13 protein-coding genes and 1 pseudogene are annotated in these 16,861 nt (G+C 32.7%); 4 read left to right on the plus strand and 10 right to left on the minus strand.

What is annotated here, in order from left to right; translation table 11 throughout:
• The first annotated feature begins 6 nt into the window (after positions 1-6).
• Positions 7-984 carry a pyruvate dehydrogenase complex E1 component subunit beta gene (locus AB3211_RS03990; protein ID WP_367363660.1) on the plus strand — a complete coding sequence of 326 codons (978 nt, stop codon included), beginning with the start codon at positions 7-9 and terminating at the stop codon, positions 982-984.
• A gap of 815 nt (positions 985-1,799) precedes the next feature.
• Here the strand turns inward: AB3211_RS03990 and AB3211_RS03995 are convergent.
• A pseudogene (locus AB3211_RS03995) lies at positions 1,800-3,251 on the minus strand (IS4 family transposase).
• Positions 3,252-3,703: 452 nt separating this feature from the next.
• Here AB3211_RS03995 and AB3211_RS04000 point away from each other — a divergent pair.
• Positions 3,704-4,927, plus strand: coding sequence for an IS256 family transposase (locus AB3211_RS04000; RefSeq protein ID WP_367363661.1), 1,224 nt, complete (start codon positions 3,704-3,706; stop codon positions 4,925-4,927).
• Between the two features lie 85 nt (positions 4,928-5,012).
• Here AB3211_RS04000 and AB3211_RS04005 read toward each other — a convergent pair whose 3' ends face one another.
• From AB3211_RS04005 to grpE, 7 genes are all read right to left on the minus strand, one after another.
• Positions 5,013-6,140 (minus strand): patatin-like phospholipase family protein, encoded by a 1,128-nt coding sequence (locus AB3211_RS04005; protein WP_367363662.1) that lies wholly within the window; start codon positions 6,138-6,140, stop codon positions 5,013-5,015.
• 98 nt (positions 6,141-6,238) lie between these two features.
• Positions 6,239-8,149, minus strand: coding sequence for a pentapeptide repeat-containing protein (locus AB3211_RS04010; RefSeq protein ID WP_367363663.1), 1,911 nt, complete (start codon positions 8,147-8,149; stop codon positions 6,239-6,241).
• Positions 8,139-8,717, minus strand: coding sequence for a biotin transporter BioY (locus AB3211_RS04015; protein WP_367363664.1), 579 nt, complete (start codon positions 8,715-8,717; stop codon positions 8,139-8,141). The genes AB3211_RS04010 and AB3211_RS04015 overlap by 11 nt, the downstream gene beginning before the upstream one ends.
• On the minus strand, positions 8,701-10,119 hold the full coding sequence (locus tag AB3211_RS04020; protein WP_367363665.1) for a sigma-54-dependent transcriptional regulator: 1,419 nt from the start codon (positions 10,117-10,119) through the stop codon (positions 8,701-8,703). Before AB3211_RS04020 ends, AB3211_RS04015 begins: the two co-directional genes overlap by 17 nt.
• Before the next feature lie 126 nt (positions 10,120-10,245).
• Positions 10,246-10,908 carry an HdaA/DnaA family protein gene (locus AB3211_RS04025; RefSeq protein ID WP_341757631.1) on the minus strand — a complete coding sequence of 221 codons (663 nt, stop codon included), beginning with the start codon at positions 10,906-10,908 and terminating at the stop codon, positions 10,246-10,248.
• Between the two features lie 332 nt (positions 10,909-11,240).
• Positions 11,241-12,362: an AI-2E family transporter gene (locus AB3211_RS04030; RefSeq protein WP_410521586.1), complete on the minus strand. Its 1,122-nt coding sequence runs from the start codon at positions 12,360-12,362 to the stop codon at positions 11,241-11,243.
• Between the two features lie 435 nt (positions 12,363-12,797).
• Complete coding sequence (gene grpE, locus AB3211_RS04035; protein WP_341754047.1) at positions 12,798-13,379, minus strand: nucleotide exchange factor GrpE; 582 nt, start codon at positions 13,377-13,379, stop codon at positions 12,798-12,800.
• Between the two features lie 93 nt (positions 13,380-13,472).
• Here grpE and rph point away from each other — a divergent pair, with 93 nt between their 5' ends.
• Positions 13,473-14,198 carry a ribonuclease PH gene (rph, locus tag AB3211_RS04040; RefSeq protein WP_367363666.1) on the plus strand — a complete coding sequence of 242 codons (726 nt, stop codon included), beginning with the start codon at positions 13,473-13,475 and terminating at the stop codon, positions 14,196-14,198.
• A gap of 20 nt (positions 14,199-14,218) precedes the next feature.
• Positions 14,219-14,905, plus strand: coding sequence for a hypothetical protein (locus tag AB3211_RS04045; RefSeq protein ID WP_367363667.1), 687 nt, complete (start codon positions 14,219-14,221; stop codon positions 14,903-14,905).
• 75 nt (positions 14,906-14,980) lie between these two features.
• On the opposite strand, the gene ykgO is transcribed toward AB3211_RS04045, so the two are convergent.
• Together ykgO and AB3211_RS04055 are read right to left on the minus strand one after the other, a co-directional pair.
• Positions 14,981-15,106, minus strand: coding sequence for a type B 50S ribosomal protein L36 (ykgO, locus tag AB3211_RS04050; RefSeq protein WP_094648811.1), 126 nt, complete (start codon positions 15,104-15,106; stop codon positions 14,981-14,983).
• A gap of 526 nt (positions 15,107-15,632) precedes the next feature.
• The gene (locus AB3211_RS04055; protein WP_367363657.1) at positions 15,633-16,661 is read right to left on the minus strand and encodes an IS110 family transposase; all 1,029 of its coding nucleotides are present in this window, start codon (positions 16,659-16,661) and stop codon (positions 15,633-15,635) included.
• Positions 16,662-16,861 lie beyond the last annotated feature (200 nt).

Here is a 16,861-nt window from a genome sequence, read left to right on the forward strand (position 1 = left end):
AGAAACATGTTACAAACGACGGTACGGGAAGCCTTACGTGCAGCAATGCAAGAAGAAATGTTAAGAGATGATAGTATCTTTATTATGGGAGAAGAAGTTGCTCAGTACCAAGGAGCGTATAAGATAACCCAAGGGTTATTAGAGCAGTTTGGTTCAAAAAGGGTAATTGATACGCCAATAACAGAACATGGTTTTACTGGTGTGGCTATCGGAGCGGCATTTGCTGGGCTTCGTCCCATTGTTGAATTTATGACATTTAATTTTGCCATGCAAGCAATGGATCAAATAGTTAACTCTGCAGCTAAAACTCATTATATGTCTGGTGGAACTATTAAATGTCCAATAGTATTTCGTGGACCAAATGGGGCAGCAAGTCGAGTTGCTGCCCAACATAGTCACAATTATACAGCTTGTTATAGTCATATTCCGGGGCTTAAGGTAGTAGCTCCCTATAGTGCAGAAGATCACAAAGGGCTTCTAATGACTGCTATTCGTGACGATAACCCGGTTATTTTTCTAGAAAATGAAATTCTCTATGGCCATAGTTTTGAAGTCCCCGAAATAATAGAACCAATTCCATTTGGTCAGGCTAAGAAACTTATTGAAGGTGATGATGTCACAATAGTAACATTTTCTTTGCAAGTTAAGTTGGCATTAGATGCAGCAAATAGTTTGTATGATAGTGGCATTAACTGTGAGGTAATCGACCTAAGAACTATCAAGCCCTTAGATATAGAAACTATATTAGAGTCGGTTAAAAAAACTAATCGGTTGGTTGTTATAGAAGAAGGCTGGTTTTTTGCAGGTGTTGGTGCAACTATAGCTAGTATGGTAATGAACCAAGCATTCGATTATCTAGATGCTCCTATAGAGATTATCTCGGGTAAGGATGTTCCTCTACCATATGCTATTAATCTAGAGAAATTAGCACTGCCAACTATAGAAGATGTTATTAGTGCTGTGAAGAAAGTGTGTTATACTTAGGTAGAACTTTAAGAATTGGCGTCGTCAGTTTAACCACTACCGATGTCATTCCCGCGTAGGCGGAAATCCATAATATCTAATAGCCTTTGCAGGTCATTTTTTGGATTCCCGCTTTTAGCTAGGCATGGCATCTTTTTGCCATGTAAACACTATTTCTTACCGTATTGTTTCTGATTACAAAATAAATACCAACTATTGATTGCGACTTTTAGTGCGCCACGAAGTGTAAATAAGCTAGCGGTTGAAAGAACAGCCATAGAAGTGTTGACCTAGCACACTATGTATCGAGTCTTGAGCTGATTTTGGTAACAAAGTCAGTTAAGCGTAGACAGAAATATTATAGGTCGTAAGCCGAAAGGTTAAAGTGATTGAGCCTCGTTAAGCAATTCTTTTGGGATCGCAGACTGTATTAAAAGGCAGGAATGCAACATAATACATACCATAAATAGGCAGGTATGTGTTAGATCTCCGGGGTCTAAGAGCATGGTATGTAATAAAAGTTTATTTATAAACGTGGGAGATCCTATATTTTCTTCTTTTAAGAAGTATTAGCCGACAAGTATAAAACGCAAGGGAGCTAAAAAGAAATATAGGAAGTCAGATCCAGCATAGTACTGATGAAATTGGGTAATGCCAATGGAGGGAAGGCTGGTGGGTAAGTTCGACTAACACAGAGAAACGTTATGAAAGCACAGACTTTCAATAATTGACGACAACTAAACTGTGTTAGATAGCTAGATTAAAAATAATCAGGTGAAGGAATTTATCTTGAGCCCATTGCGGGAAAACCGCACGATGAGGTTCTAATCTTACTATTACCCACAAATATTATAGTTAGCTAATTGATAACCTTGAACTAGATCAAATAACCGTTGCCATCCTCTCCACAATACAATAGGACTAGGCTCTGGATCATTTTTTCTTGCTAAATACCCACCCAATTTAGCAACCCATATTATAGCATTTTTTATTGTAGGAATTGTATTATTAGGGGGAGCTGCTTTGTGTATCTTTACATACAAAACTCGCCATTCTTCTTCAGCTAATATTACACTACATGGTAGATTAGGATTAGTTCTGCCAATTAAAGTAATAAAAAAAATTCTCCAAGCAATTATGCTCATGATTGTCAAGTATTTTATTAATCTTTCTCCTGTTGCAAGTCTACATTGTTCAACCCTAAATCCAGATTTTAAAATTTTATGAAAAATTTCAATTCTCCATCTTAAACAATACCATCTTACTTTCTCTATAGCTTCTTCAAAATTATTGATAACTATATTGGTTAGTAACATCCATTCTAATGGTGTTGTTCCACTAGGGGGACGACGCTCAATAACATTGATGGCATATACTGGTAAATTTGGCAATGTTTCTGTTTTATGTCTTACATTGTTTACAGGAGGATTCATTATAAATTTTCCAAATCTAACTTCCAAATGTCTAATCCTATTAGCTTTATTTTCTTGACTAGTATCTTTAACTGCTATTTCTCCAGCACACTGGAAACCCGATACTACCTTCCACAAATATTGTCTATCTTTTTTGGAATATTTTGACTTTTTATTTATTTCTCTATCCTGTGCAGCTCTAACTAAAACTTTAGATTTCTGAGCTTGTGCCAATTCAAAAAAATCATATATATCAGCTTCTCTATCACAAACAGTTATAATTTGGGTATTACCATTATTCGTTGCATTAATAGTGTTCTGTAATGCATTAAGCCACTTTATACTTTCTTTATCTTTAATATGTACCGTATTACCATGACTAGTTTTTTTTAACTGTTGTATTTCTTCAGGCACTGCTGGTCTATTGTGAATCTTTTGATCCAACAACCCAAGTGCTAACCCATTGCTAGCAACCGCAAAGGCAGTATGCATTATCAGACCTTTACATTCAATATTTTTAACATTCTTTCCCTCTTTTCTTGATAACACACCCAATCCAGTAGTTTTTTTATGACTAGTATATGTGATATAACTAGTATCTTGTATAACAAGAACTTTATCATGCTCTTTGATTCTTTCTACTGTTTTAGCAATATGGGATTCTAATATTTTTGATTCCTTAACATTATCGTTTTTTTAAAAACGATATGCTGCTTTTGTTTCTGCCCAATTTCCACATGCTTGATTAATTGAGCTTTCAGGTATATTCGCAAAATTATCAGCTATCTTTATTAACCTATCTGTCAGCCTTTTATCACCCAAAATAGCTCCACTAAATTCCTCGGTCAAATAATTATTTATTATTTCTTGACTCATACTATACCTCTACAATGTAATATTTTAATTGCAAATCAGTATATTATTTTTACTTCTTTTTCACCATTGTTATTTTGTGGGTAATAGTAAGGGTTCTAATGAGGGGCGTAAGTGGTAACGCTTACGTCTACTCTCTAACCACCCTGAATGTTTACCAAAACCTGAATTCCTTGTTACATCGAATTCAGTGTTATATATAGAAACAATCAGGTTTGAAGCGGCTACCCACCTGATTGTTAAAATATAACACTCCATTCAATATGTGATTTTAATAATTAAAATCACATATTGAATGATGAAAAAAGTTAAAATGCACTCGCGTCAGCCGCTTCAAGAGTGCATTTTTCCTTATAACAAAGCCAGTTCGATATAAGAATTATTGGCTCTGTCCAAAAAACTGTGTAAATTTCGAAATAGGTTATATATAAAAGTATAACAAAAAAGGAAATTACATGAATAAAAAAACTAATGAATCAATAAAGCAAGCAGTAGATTTATTAATAGATAATGATACAGATGTAAGTACAATACTGAAAGAAGGAGGTTTATTAAAAGAATTGACCAAACGTTTAATAGAGAAGGCACTGCAGTCAGAAATGAATAATCATCTAGGCTATGATAAATACAGTTGTGCAGATAATGATAATGCTCGTAATGGTATAACTAGCAAAAAACTGATCTCCGAACATGGAGCTGTAGAAATAGAAGTACCAAGGGATAGGCATAATACCTTTGAACCCGCAATACTACCAAAACGCCAGAAACGTTTTGATGGTTTTGACGATAAAGTACTATCATTATATGCTAAAGGCATGAGTATATCTGATATTAAGATTCAGTTACAGGAGTTATACAGTGTTGAAATAAGTGAAGGCTTAATCAGCCAAATTACTGATGATGTAATGGATGAGGTTAAAGCTTGGCAGAGTCGACCATTAGAAGAGATATATCCGATAGTATTTTTTGATTGTTTAGTAGTAAAAGTCAGGCAAGATAAAAGGATAATCAATAAGGCAGTATATGTTGCATTAGGAATTGATTTATCTGGTAAAAAAGATATATTGGGATTATGGATCAGTGAAAATGAAGGGGCAAAATTTTGGCTCGGTAATTTTACCGAAATGAAAAATAGAGGGCTAAAAGATATACTGATTGCCTGTAGCGATAATCTTACTGGTATGTCTGAGGCAATAGAAGCAGTTTATCCAAAAACAGAACATCAATTGTGTATTGTACATCAGATTAGAAATAGTTTAAAATATGTGTCGTATAAAGATAGGAAGCAACTGTCTAGCGATTTAAAGCCGATATATACTGCAGTAACGGAAGAACAAGCCCATTTAGCTTTAGTATCTTTTGAAGAAAAATGGAATAAACAATATCCACAAATTGCCAAATCATGGTATAATAATTGGGACAATCTAATGATTTTTCTAGGGTATCCTGAGTCAATTAGAAAGGTAATTTATACAACTAATTCAGTTGAATCTGTCAATAGTCAATTGCGTAAAGTAACAAATAATAAGCGGGTTTTTCCTAATGATAATGCTGTTTTTAAAAGTTTATATTTGACAATTGACTATATGACCAAAAAATGGACTATGCCCATTCCAAACTGGAATGAAGCTATGGCTCATTTGATGGTTAAATTTGAGGATAGGCTTAACAAAATTTAATGACCTATTTTTTCGAATTTACACAGTTTTTTGGACAGAGCCGAATTATTAATTCTTATATCGAACTGAGGTTACCAAACTAAATTTAATAATTTGGTGATGTATTTAGTAATATACTAATAATTTGGTCGATAAGATCAGAGTTAGCATTAATGTAATCTTCAGTTAACTTTAATAACGCAAGCAGATTGGATTTAGAAGCATTATCCATAGCACTTGTCTTTTTATCAAGCTCAAATTGTAAGCGACAGGAATTACCATAAATTTCCCCTAATTCAGCATTATACAAACCTTGAGCTTTCATCATTCCGTTAATCAAATTAGCTTTTAGTACCCAACCAATAACCCCTGATTTACATAAATCTTTTGACTCTATGCCTAGTTTTGTCCATCCTGTACCAAGTGATATAAGTACGATATCTTTTTGAGTTAGTGTATCATCTAGCTCATAAGCTAAATTAACAGCTGTCAACTCAGGATTACTGGCAAACATACCCCCATCTACTTGATAACTGCTGTTATTATACGCATTAGTTAGAAGCTTTGGTGCAAAGTATATAGGGGCAGCACTGCTAGCTGCTGCAATATCACTTATCAGAAAATCATTATTAGGGTCTTTAAGTGCCTGCTTTCTAGTCCACACCTGTGGTGAATTAGTATCCAAATTATAGGAAGTAACAGCAGTAGGGTTTATTAGTTGGCTCATCCTAGTATTACCAAAAAACCTCATTAATATCTTGTCATATTGATTCCGATCGTATTTTGGTCCCCAAAGACCAAAACCAGTATATATTTTTCTAAACATGGACGCGTAAAAAATATCTTTAGACTTTTGCATATATAGATCTACAATATTAGAAGCTTTATGTTTTGGTTGTCCTGATTCATTAGGTGTAGCGAGAGCTAACACCACAAGTCCACCTGTAGAAGTACCTACCATAAGGTCGAATAACTCACTGGCAGGTTTACCACTTCGATTTTCAAACTCTGCAACAATACGTGCTGGTATAATACCCCTAACCCCACCGCCATCTATTGATAGTATTCTAACAGCTTTCTTCTTATTTTTAAGAATAGATATATTTTTTGTTATTAAAGGACATAAGTTGTTAGAAATTAAAGGAGAGTCTTTTTTGCTATATTGTATTTGTTTCCTAGGAGTACAAGCAGTAAATACTACTAATATAAGTAAAAATGCCATGACATTTTTCATAATAACCTAAGAATATTTAATTAATTTGTAAAAGTTAAGACTTAATTTTATAGACACTATAAAATACGTATTTCTTCGTCAAGATAATTCAGGTTATATTATTCTATATTTTTACTGCCCTGACCATCAAGGCCTTTAGTTCCATCCAGCTTTGCATTAACTAAAGATATTTTACTAACAAAAGCTCTAATGAAATTAACATTTGTTAAATCAGTATCATTAAAATTTGTATTATAAAGTTTGGCAGATTCTAATTTGCTACCGATAAGCGATGATTTACTAAAATCTGTGTTATTTAGATTTGCCATGGATAAGTCAGTATTTTGTAATATACAACTCTGAAGCTTAGAATTAGATAAATCTACCCTTTTAAGAACCGAACCTGAAAAAATAGTTTGATTAAATACAAGATCTAGTAAATTTAAACCTTGTAAATTCATATTTGATAAGTCTTTTACCTGTTCTAAATCTTTTACAGAATATATAATATTTGCTGACTTAAGCTTATCAAAGTCCTGACTATTTAATACAATATTTCTATTAAAATCTGAATTAACAAAATTACCATCTTTATATCTCACATTATTTAGTTGAGAATTTATAATTGATGAATTATCAAAGGTCACTTCTGACAAATCTGAATTTATGATAGCCATTTGATAAAGATGACTATCAACAAATTTGGTACTATTTAAAACAGTATTCTGCATAAGCACTTTAGTAAAATTTACCTTATTAAATTGAGTACTAGAGAAATTAGAGTTTATTAACTCACTATTAGTCAAATCAGAATTAATAACAGTTGCTTGTTTGACATAGCTATTATTCAGTAATATACCAGTAAGATTACTATTCTCAATATCGCTATTAACAATATTAATTTTATTTAACTTAAGCAAAATGCTACTGCAATTCTTTATTGATAAGTCCTTTATGCTAGTGTTATTAAAGTGAGTATTATCTATAATACTCTTTTGAATTTGCACTTGCTGCAATTGTGCATTATTAAAATTGGTATTTTCAAAATTACAACTTTCAATAATTGCATTGGTAAAATTCGCAGACTGAAAAGAAGAAAAAGAGAATAACGAGTTAGTAAGCTTTATATTTTTTAATTGAGCCTGATTAATAATACCATGAGTAAAATCTGAATTATTAATAATCGCTCCAGTAAAATCCACCCCTGTTAGATCTACAGATTCACAATAACAATCAGTGATACTAGCGTAATTAGCTAATATTTGCCGCAAATCTGTACCATAAAAAATAGAGTTTGATATAACTGCCTTTTTAAAACTACTTTTTCCTAAATTGCTTTTCTGAAAATTAGATTTACTTATAATACTATCATCAAATACAACTTTAATAAGATTGGCATTTTCAAAATTAACATTTTCTAAATTAGCTTTGATAAAATCAGTGTCCTCAAAATTTGATTGAATAAAATTATTATTTTCCAAATGGGCATTTTCAAATATAGATGCTTGAAAATCTGAGCCATAAGCTGATATATTTTTTAATTTAGTATTAGAGAGATCACTTTCTTGAATTACAGATTTTGTTAGAATTGCATTCTCAAAATTTGCTCCTGAGAAATCCACACGTGATATTTCACAGAAACTTAAATCAACACTAGAAAGATCTTCATCTATCAGTTTAACACCTAATAATTTTAATCCCCTTAAATTTGAACCAAATTTACTTTTAATATTTACTCGTACCTTATTTTTATTTTGTTCTATTATATAATTCCTAATAACAAGACTTTGACTATTAGATAACAAACCATCTGCATCTCTCGGAGAATCCGAACATCCGGTAAGGAATGAAAGAAAAATTAGAATAAAGAATTTTAGTTTGAAATACTCCAATAATACAACCTGCCCATTATCGCTTCCTTCAGTGTCATCCCTGCGAAGGCAGAGACCTATAATACTGAATAGTCTCTTAGGGTATTTTTTTAGACCCCTGCTTTCGCAGGGGTGACACTGAGGTTGTTTACAGAGCATTCTTTCTGTTTACACCTGTTATATAATGATATAAAGAAGAAAATATTAAAATTTTTACTAAACCAGTTGGTATAAATATTATAAACCCACTATAAATAGCTTGTTTAATTCCTATAATTGTTGCCAACCAGCTAACTCCCAAAAAGAAAATTATAATGTGACCAATAAGACAACTAAAAAACACTACTAAAAATCTCTTAGTAAATTTTTCAGTTAGCCTACTATTAAGTATACCCATAACAGGAGCTGCTAGTAACATTCCTATAAGATAACCACATGTTGTACCAAAAAAACAATGTAAACCACTAGATAAATCTGCAAACATTGGCAGCCCTACTATTCCAGCTGTAAGATAAGTTAAAACTGTAGCAAAACTCAGTTGCGGGCTATAAGTAAAAGCGATAATACTAACCACCACAGTTTGCATAGATATTGGTACTGGCTTGATAGGAATACTGAGTTGACTTCCAGCAAAGAGAGCTATTACCCCCATCATCACTTTAATAACAATTACAGCATGCTTATTAGCTATAAAATTTGCTAGAGTTTTCTTATTCGTAACTGTCATAAATTTCCTCCTCGTTAAATTTATTATTAGGAATATGTAAATGGAGCAATTTTAATTTACGATGTAAAGCCGAACGTTCCATACCTACAAAGGATGAGGTCTTAGAAATATTATTATTAAACCTATACATTTGAGCAGCTAAATATTGCCTTTCAAAAACCTCTCTTGCCTCTCGAAGTGGCATGGTCATCATATCAACATTATCTTCCTGCTTTGCAGAACTAGCATTATTAACTAGAATTTCTGGTGGTATCATAGATGGTTTTATTACTTCATTATTATTTGAAGATAGTGGATTCATAATTAAAGTCCACTCTATCACATTGCGTAATTGCCTTATATTACTGGGCCAACTATAAACTTGCAGAGCTGCAATCGTTTCATCAGAAAATTCACGTGCTTTTAAACCAGAAAATTTAGCAAGCTGCCTAACAAAATATTTCACTAATACAGACATGTCATCTTTTCTATCATATAAAGATGGTATTTTTAGGGAAATAACATTTAGGCGATGATATAAATCTTCCAATAGCTCACCTTTACTTATTTCTTCTTGTATAACCTTAGAAGTTGCAGCAATAATCCTTATATCTAATTTTATTGCTTTGCTTCCCCCTACCTTATGAAACATTTGATCTTGCACAAATTTAAGCAATTTTACTTGTACCGAAACTGGCAAACCACTAATTTCATCTATGTATAAAGTACCATTATTTACTATTTCTAATATTGAAGGGCGTATAATGCCTTGGTTCTCTATTCCTTCAAATAATTCTTGATGAACCCGGTCAGGATCCATGCATATTGGACTAAAGATTACGAAAGGAGCATTAGCCCTTTTTGATTTTTTATGAATTAACCGAGCAGCTAGTTCTTTACCACTACCAATTTTACCTTGAATCAATACTCTACTAGTAGCTAAAGCAGCTTTTTCAATATCAGACTTAAGCTTAGCTGTAATGTGAGAGTTACCTATAAGCTCAGTTTTATCAATAACCTTTGATTTTAAATCAAGATTTTCACGCTTTAACTTAGCTGCTTCACAGGCTCTTTTTAATAAAATCACTAACTTATCGTGACTAAATGGCTTTTCTAGATAGTCATATGCACCCATTTTGATAGCATTTACTGCAGTTTCAATAGTACCATGTCCACTAATAACTATCACAGGCATTAGTGGATAGCGTTTTTTTACTATTTCCAAAATCCCAAGCCCATCAAGTTCACTACCCTGAAGCCAAATATCTAGAATAATTGCCGAGGGGGTTCTTTCCTGGAGTATTTTAAAAGTTTGAATACTATTAGCAGCAGTTTTGGTAGTAAATCCTTCCTCTTTTAAAATATCTGAGACTAAATCTCTAATATCTGCTTCATCATCAACAACAAGAACATCTATAGACATTGATTTTTCCTAAAACTAATTATTGAAATTATACGTTAATAGCTTATATAAAAGAAATCAACTGTTTTTATAACATTTTTACCACATAATCAAAATTATATATATTAAGCCCACACCAAGGCGATACTATTTAAGAACTTGTTTTATAAGAGGAACAGTAACAGCTCGCTTATGAACTAATGCAAAATGCGTTATTACCCCTAATAATTTTATCATTTGATCAAATTGCCTCGGCAAATTAATTAATAAATATTCAATTACACAGTCAGATACTTTAAGCGATTGATCAGAAAAATACTTAAAGATTAACTTGGTCATTAATTCATCATCAGGCTGGTTTATTTCTAATCTTACAACAGAATTAATTCTAGAGGATAAATCCTGTAACGCAAAATTACTAGCTAAACTTCCTGTAGTCATCAACAAATATTTACGACACTCACTTATTAAATTAAAACAATGGAGAACTTTCCTTTCATCCCAAAATTCTATATCTTCCATAATAAAAGCATTATACTGCATGATATCTTCTGCACTAAGTATATCTAAATCTTTTTTTATAAAAAATGCATTCGACAAATTTTGCCATATTTTACTAAGATAGGTCTTACCAGAGGATGGTGGGCCATAAATCAAAAGTGTAAACTCATACGGTTTACTTCCCCAAGATACAGACCAGTTTTTGATTGAATTGTACGCGACTTGATTAGAAAGTGAATTAATAAAATTATCTAGAACATATAGATCATTACTAAATAATGGTAATATATATTGTTGGGAGTTTGGCATAATTAACCTCAATTAGATATAATACCATTTCCCATTATTAACTACGCTAATACTACAGTTGTAGTTACTACCCGGAGTTGTCATTCTTAGCAACGGCGGGAATCTAAAAAAATAGCCTAAAAGACTATTAAACATTATTAGATCCCAGCTTTCGCTGGGATGACATCGTTTTGACATTAGTACTACAACTGTAGTGCTAAATAGCGTAGTTAATAATGGGAAATGGTATAAGACATCGATTTAATACTCTCGCTTTCTTACCCATCCCCATTAGGGGTGACGTCACCTCTGATTCCCCTTTGAAGCCTACGCGGGAATGACATTGAGAGTGGTTAATTTTTATAAAACTTGCTGGATTTATAAAAATCGATAGCGGCTAAAAACAAAACTTTTATTATACTAGCAATTGGCACAGCAAAAAATATACCAATAAAGCCAAATAGGTTACCCAGTGCTAGAACCGCAAATATTATCCAAAGAGGATGTAATCCTATCTTATCACCTATGATTTTCGGTGATAAAATATACCCCTCAACTATTAGACCAATCAAATAGATAATTATTATATAAAATAATTTATTGACCATACCAAAAGCAAAATAACTAACAATCATGGTAAGAGAAAAGGATATAAAAACTCCAACGAATGGTATAATTATTGAGAAACCAGATAAAATCCCTAATAATACCCCTAGATCTACGCCAAGAATCGATAAAGAGACCCCATAATAAACTGATAATAATAAACAAACATTTAGTTGCCCTCTTATATAAGCAGATAAGGAATAATTAATTGCTGATAATATTTCTTGAATTCTCTTTTTAGCTTTTAAAGGTAGCAAGAGGTCTATATTCTTTGCCATTGTTAGCCAATCCCGTAAAAAATAAAACAATATAAGCGGTATTAATAAAATTAACACAAATAAATTGACTGTTACCTTCGTCACATGCCAAATATTATTAGCAAGGCCTGTGATAAGCAAAAATATGCCATTAACAAAATTACTAATAGAATCTTTTATCTTATCGGCAATATTTGGATCTATTGAATAAACTTTTGCCGTAATAACCGGTGCTAATTCGGTTTGTAAGTAATCTTTATAGGCAGGAATCTTACTAATAAGTAGAGTTGTTTGTTGATATATGATAGGCAACACTACCACAACCACTATAGCAAAAATACTAAAAAACAGCAAAGAAATTACCGAAACTATTATAGTTCTAGATAGTTTATATCGTAATGAGAGATTATCAATTATAGGATGTAATATATATGATATTACCCCAGCTATAAAAAATGGCATCAATATATCAGAGATCAAAGTCAAAGTTACTATAACAGTCCCAATAACAATGACCCAAAAAATAATTTTATCCAAGATGATTCCTCTTCTTTTATAAATTATCCCAAAGTGTGTTATTTCTGTGTAGATCGGTAGTATGTCATCCCTCATAGTACCCTACATTTTTCTATAATCGTCATCGCGAGGCATCTTTAGAGGCCGTGGCGATCCAGGTAAATAGCGAAGCTGTTTTTTCTAGTACGCTTCGCGTATCCTGGATTGCCGCGTCGCCGCTTTCAGCGACTCCTCGCTAATAGATGATCAGCAGCCATTTTAATAGTGGTTATATAAAAAATGTAGGGTACTATGGTCATCCCTATGCTTTCGATCTTACAACCCCTGCGAAAGCAGGGGTCTAATACCATTTCCCATTATTAACTACGCTAATACTACAGTTGTAGTTACTACCTAGAGCTGTCATTCCCGCGTAGGCGGGAATCCAAAAAATAGCCTAAAAGACTATTAAACATTATTAGATCCCAGCTTACGCTGGGATAACATCGAAGGCGAGAGATTAGCATATAGCTAAAACCTTCTTTAGGTTAGCTATATTTTTTTCGATACTTGCACTATAGCAGGTCTAACTAGCCTATCTTTTATCTTGTAGCCTGATTGCATAATACCTATAACACTATCTTGATCATATTCATCTGATACTACTTGTGAAATCGCGTGATGTATATTGTAATCAAACTTTTCCCCTAATAATGGTTCTATTGATTCTAAACCGTGCTTTTTTAGTATGCTAGTCAACTCACTTTTAGTCATTTCTACCCCGGTAATAATACTAGCTAGATCACCTTCCGTATTTTGTGGCTTATGCTCCAAAGCTCTAGAAAGATTATCATTAACACTGAGCAGATCTTTAGCAAAAGAGAAAATTGCATAGTCTTTTGCATCTTCAATTAATTTTTCTAAACGTTTCCTAGTATTGTCAGATTCGGCTATTGTCCTTAGCAGTTTATCCTGTAAAATTTCAATTTGACTTTTCAAGCTAGTAATCTCTTGCAAACTATCTTGCAAAATCAGGGTATCTGCAGGATCTTCCTCTATTTCATTTAGTAGCTGTGCATCATTATCAACCTTAATTTCTTGGTTATCATTATTCTTTTCCTGTTGTTTTTCCATATTTACAGCCTTTTTTCTTGCAAAAATCTATTTTCTTAACATATAGTGTAAATCTTTGTATTTTCAAGTCAATTTTAATTAAGTAATAATCCAATGAGAGATTTTAATAGAAAGAATAATCAATTACGCAATATTTCAATTGAACCTTCAGTTCTGCTTAACGCTGATGGTTCGTGTCTTGTTAAGTTCGGTAATACCCATGTAATATGTAGTGCAACCTATGAAACAAGTGTCCCGCCATTTTTACGCGGGCAAAATCAGGGCTGGATAACTGCCGAATATGGTATGTTACCACGTTCAACCCACCAGCGTATAAAGCGTGAATCGACGCAAGGAAAGCAGTCAGGTAGGACGCAAGAAATTCAAAGATTAATTGGTAGATCGATGCGTGCCGCAATTGATCTAAAAGCCTTAGGAGAAAAACAAATTATCATTGATTGTGATGTAATTAATGCCGATGGTGGAACTAGAACAGCGGCAATTACTGGTAGCTATATTGCACTTCATTTAGCGATTAGATCATTAATTGCTAGAAAAATACTTAAAACTAATCCTTTAATTAGCCAAGTAGCCGCTATTTCATGCGGTATATATAAAGGACAGTCCATAGTTGATCTTGATTATTTAGAGGATAGCAATGCGGAAGTAGATGCCAATTTTGTTTTCTCAGGCAATGGAAATATAATAGAGATTCAAAGCACAGCAGAAAAAAACCCCTTTTCCGAAGAGCAATTTTATGATATGCTAAAATTGGCGAGGTCTGCCGCCTCTGATCTATTCAAGCTACAAAACCAAATATTATTAAATAGTGCAATTTAATATTTTTACATGGAATGTTTATGACTATTAAAGAAATATTTAAAAAATTTACGGAATATTCAGAATTAAATGTTGAAGATTTAAAAAATCTTTTGGTTAACCGTGTTAACCTACTCCCCATAAACCCATTAGATAGCAAAAAAGCTCTTGTACAGAATATACTCAAAACACCCAAAAATTCTACTGATCCAAAGGGTAGTCTTGAAAAAGCTGGTGTAATAATAGATATAATGGAAAAAGTTGTATTTCAGCATACGAGTGATTTTCTAAAAGGTGCTCATATAATGGTTGAGGACAATGGAAGTATGTACGACACCTTAAAAGATTTGGGATTAGTTAAAGAACGAATCTCTTCACATCATAGAGGTAACAAAGCTGAGTCAGATGCATCAGTGCAAGCTGGAGAAATATTTAGGGAATTTCTAGTTGGAAAAACGAAAGACGGGAAAACATGGTTTCAACTAGAAGCTCATTCTATAGGGGGGCTTAGCAATTTTGTAAAACATATGATAGATTACGTGACTTATGTATTAACCGGCAAGAATGTTGGACAATATGGTCTTTCAGAACATGTAGACAGCAAACCTATTACACTTAATGCTAAAGAAGTTAAGGAAAAAACACAAGAGAAAACTCCTACTGCAACTTCCAAATTTGTAGAAAGAATAGAAGATAAAAAGAAAGAAACTCAACATATTGGACGTTAATATCATCGTTCGTAGTTAATACTTACTATGCACATTAACTATTTGGCTGTGCAAATCTCCCTGTAAATATACAGTTTAGCCTTGCTTAGCTTTAAATCTTTTGATTTTCTTGTTTATTACAAGGATTTTACCTTTTCTTTTTACAACCTGACAATCTTTATCTCTTTTCTTTAAAGATTTTAACGAGCTTACAACTTTCATATAAAACTATCCTTGGTATTACTTGCAAAAACCTAAAAAGTGATAAATCAACCTTCAAACTTTCACTAGCTTAAGTTTAAAAAAGTAATAATAATATTTTTTATCAATTCAGTCAACCTAAAACTCGATAATCAAGTTCTTTCTAAGGCATACAATTCCAGGGTAATTTAAAAGTCGGGTTGTAAGCCTAATAGATAAAGGAAAAAGTGCTTAATATGCACTCGATGTCATATATGGACGAGTAAGTAAGTCAATAAGAAAAATGATGCGGGAGTAATAAAAAAATAAGCTGTCATATATTCGGCATCTAGTGCCATAATAGTTTTCGCATTCCACGCAATCCTTGGAGTTATCCACTCATTCTTACGGCTTCTAGAGCCTTGACATAAAATCTCGGACTTGTTTTTGGAATGCCCATTTATTATCTCCAATCACTTTCGCTTATATCGTACCTCTTAAATCCTATTTACTTACTTCTTCTTTTATATAGATAAAATACAGATAAATCTATATACACCACCAACTATCAAGCATATGCACATTTTCTTGTAACACATACATACGCTATTCTAGCTAATTTGTTTGCTATTGCCACAGCAGCCTTATTAAAGCTCATCCTTCCCAACAATTTTTTTGCCCATAGCACTAAATGATCAGTGGGGTCCTTTTGTATTTTTGCTCTGATTGCAATAGACCTTGCTCCTTGTATCAGCATAGTTCTAACATATCTATCTCCTTTCTTAGTGATAGATCCAAGACTTGTTTTACCACCTGTGCTATTTTGCTTAGGCACTAATCCCAAACTTGCAGCAAAACTTCGACAATCATCATAATTTTCATAAGCTGCTATGCTTAGTATATTAGCATTAATTTCTCCAATACCTGGTATTGTTTTTAATAAAGTAGCTGTTTCAGATTCTTTATTTATTGCTATTAGCTGTTTATCTATTGCTGATTCTTGTATTAATAACGTAGCAATTTCTTCAGCTATTACCTTCATTTCCTTATACATTCTCTCTGAAATCACACCAGCATTTTTGGCATCTTCTACTATATTTAATGCCTCACGGGCAAATTTAGATTTACTCATTTTTATGTAATAACCAAATTCAAGTAAATCACTCATTAAACCATTACTATATTGTACTCTTTGTCTAATAATATGTTGCCGACGTTTATGTAACCAACTAATCTCTTGTTGTGATATATTTTTTATACGAACCGATTTTAACTCCGGATCTTTTCCTGCTCTTGCTATTGCCAAAGCATCATTTGTATCATTTTTTTGCCGAGTTTTTGCAAAAGCTTTTACATCACATGGTTTAAGTAATTTTACTGTAAAACCTGATTCCATAAACTTATTGCTCCAATAATGACAACTGCCACATGCTTCCATTACCAATAAACTATTCTTGGGAATGTTTGTTAAAATGTAGTCTTCAAATTCTTCTCTGTGTAATTTTTTAGCTAATATTTTTTCACCATCTTTATTTAATGCAACAATATGAAAAATTGTTTTTGCTAAATCAATGCCTAGTATGTTAATATCTTTCATGGTATGGACTCCTTTTTAATTATTAAATAGTATAATTATGTGACCGAATTATATTCGTGATCACGGTAGTAAGTAAAGTTTCTTTTACTTACTCGTCCATACCATCATTCTTAGCAACGGCGGGAATCTAAAAAAATAAGCCTGAAAGACTATTAAGTAATATAGATCCCTGCCTTCGCAGGGATGACATCGGTAGTGGT

Origin of the sequence: Candidatus Tisiphia endosymbiont of Nedyus quadrimaculatus, assembly GCF_964059235.1 — a bacterium.
Classification (GTDB): domain Bacteria; phylum Pseudomonadota; class Alphaproteobacteria; order Rickettsiales; family Rickettsiaceae; genus Tisiphia.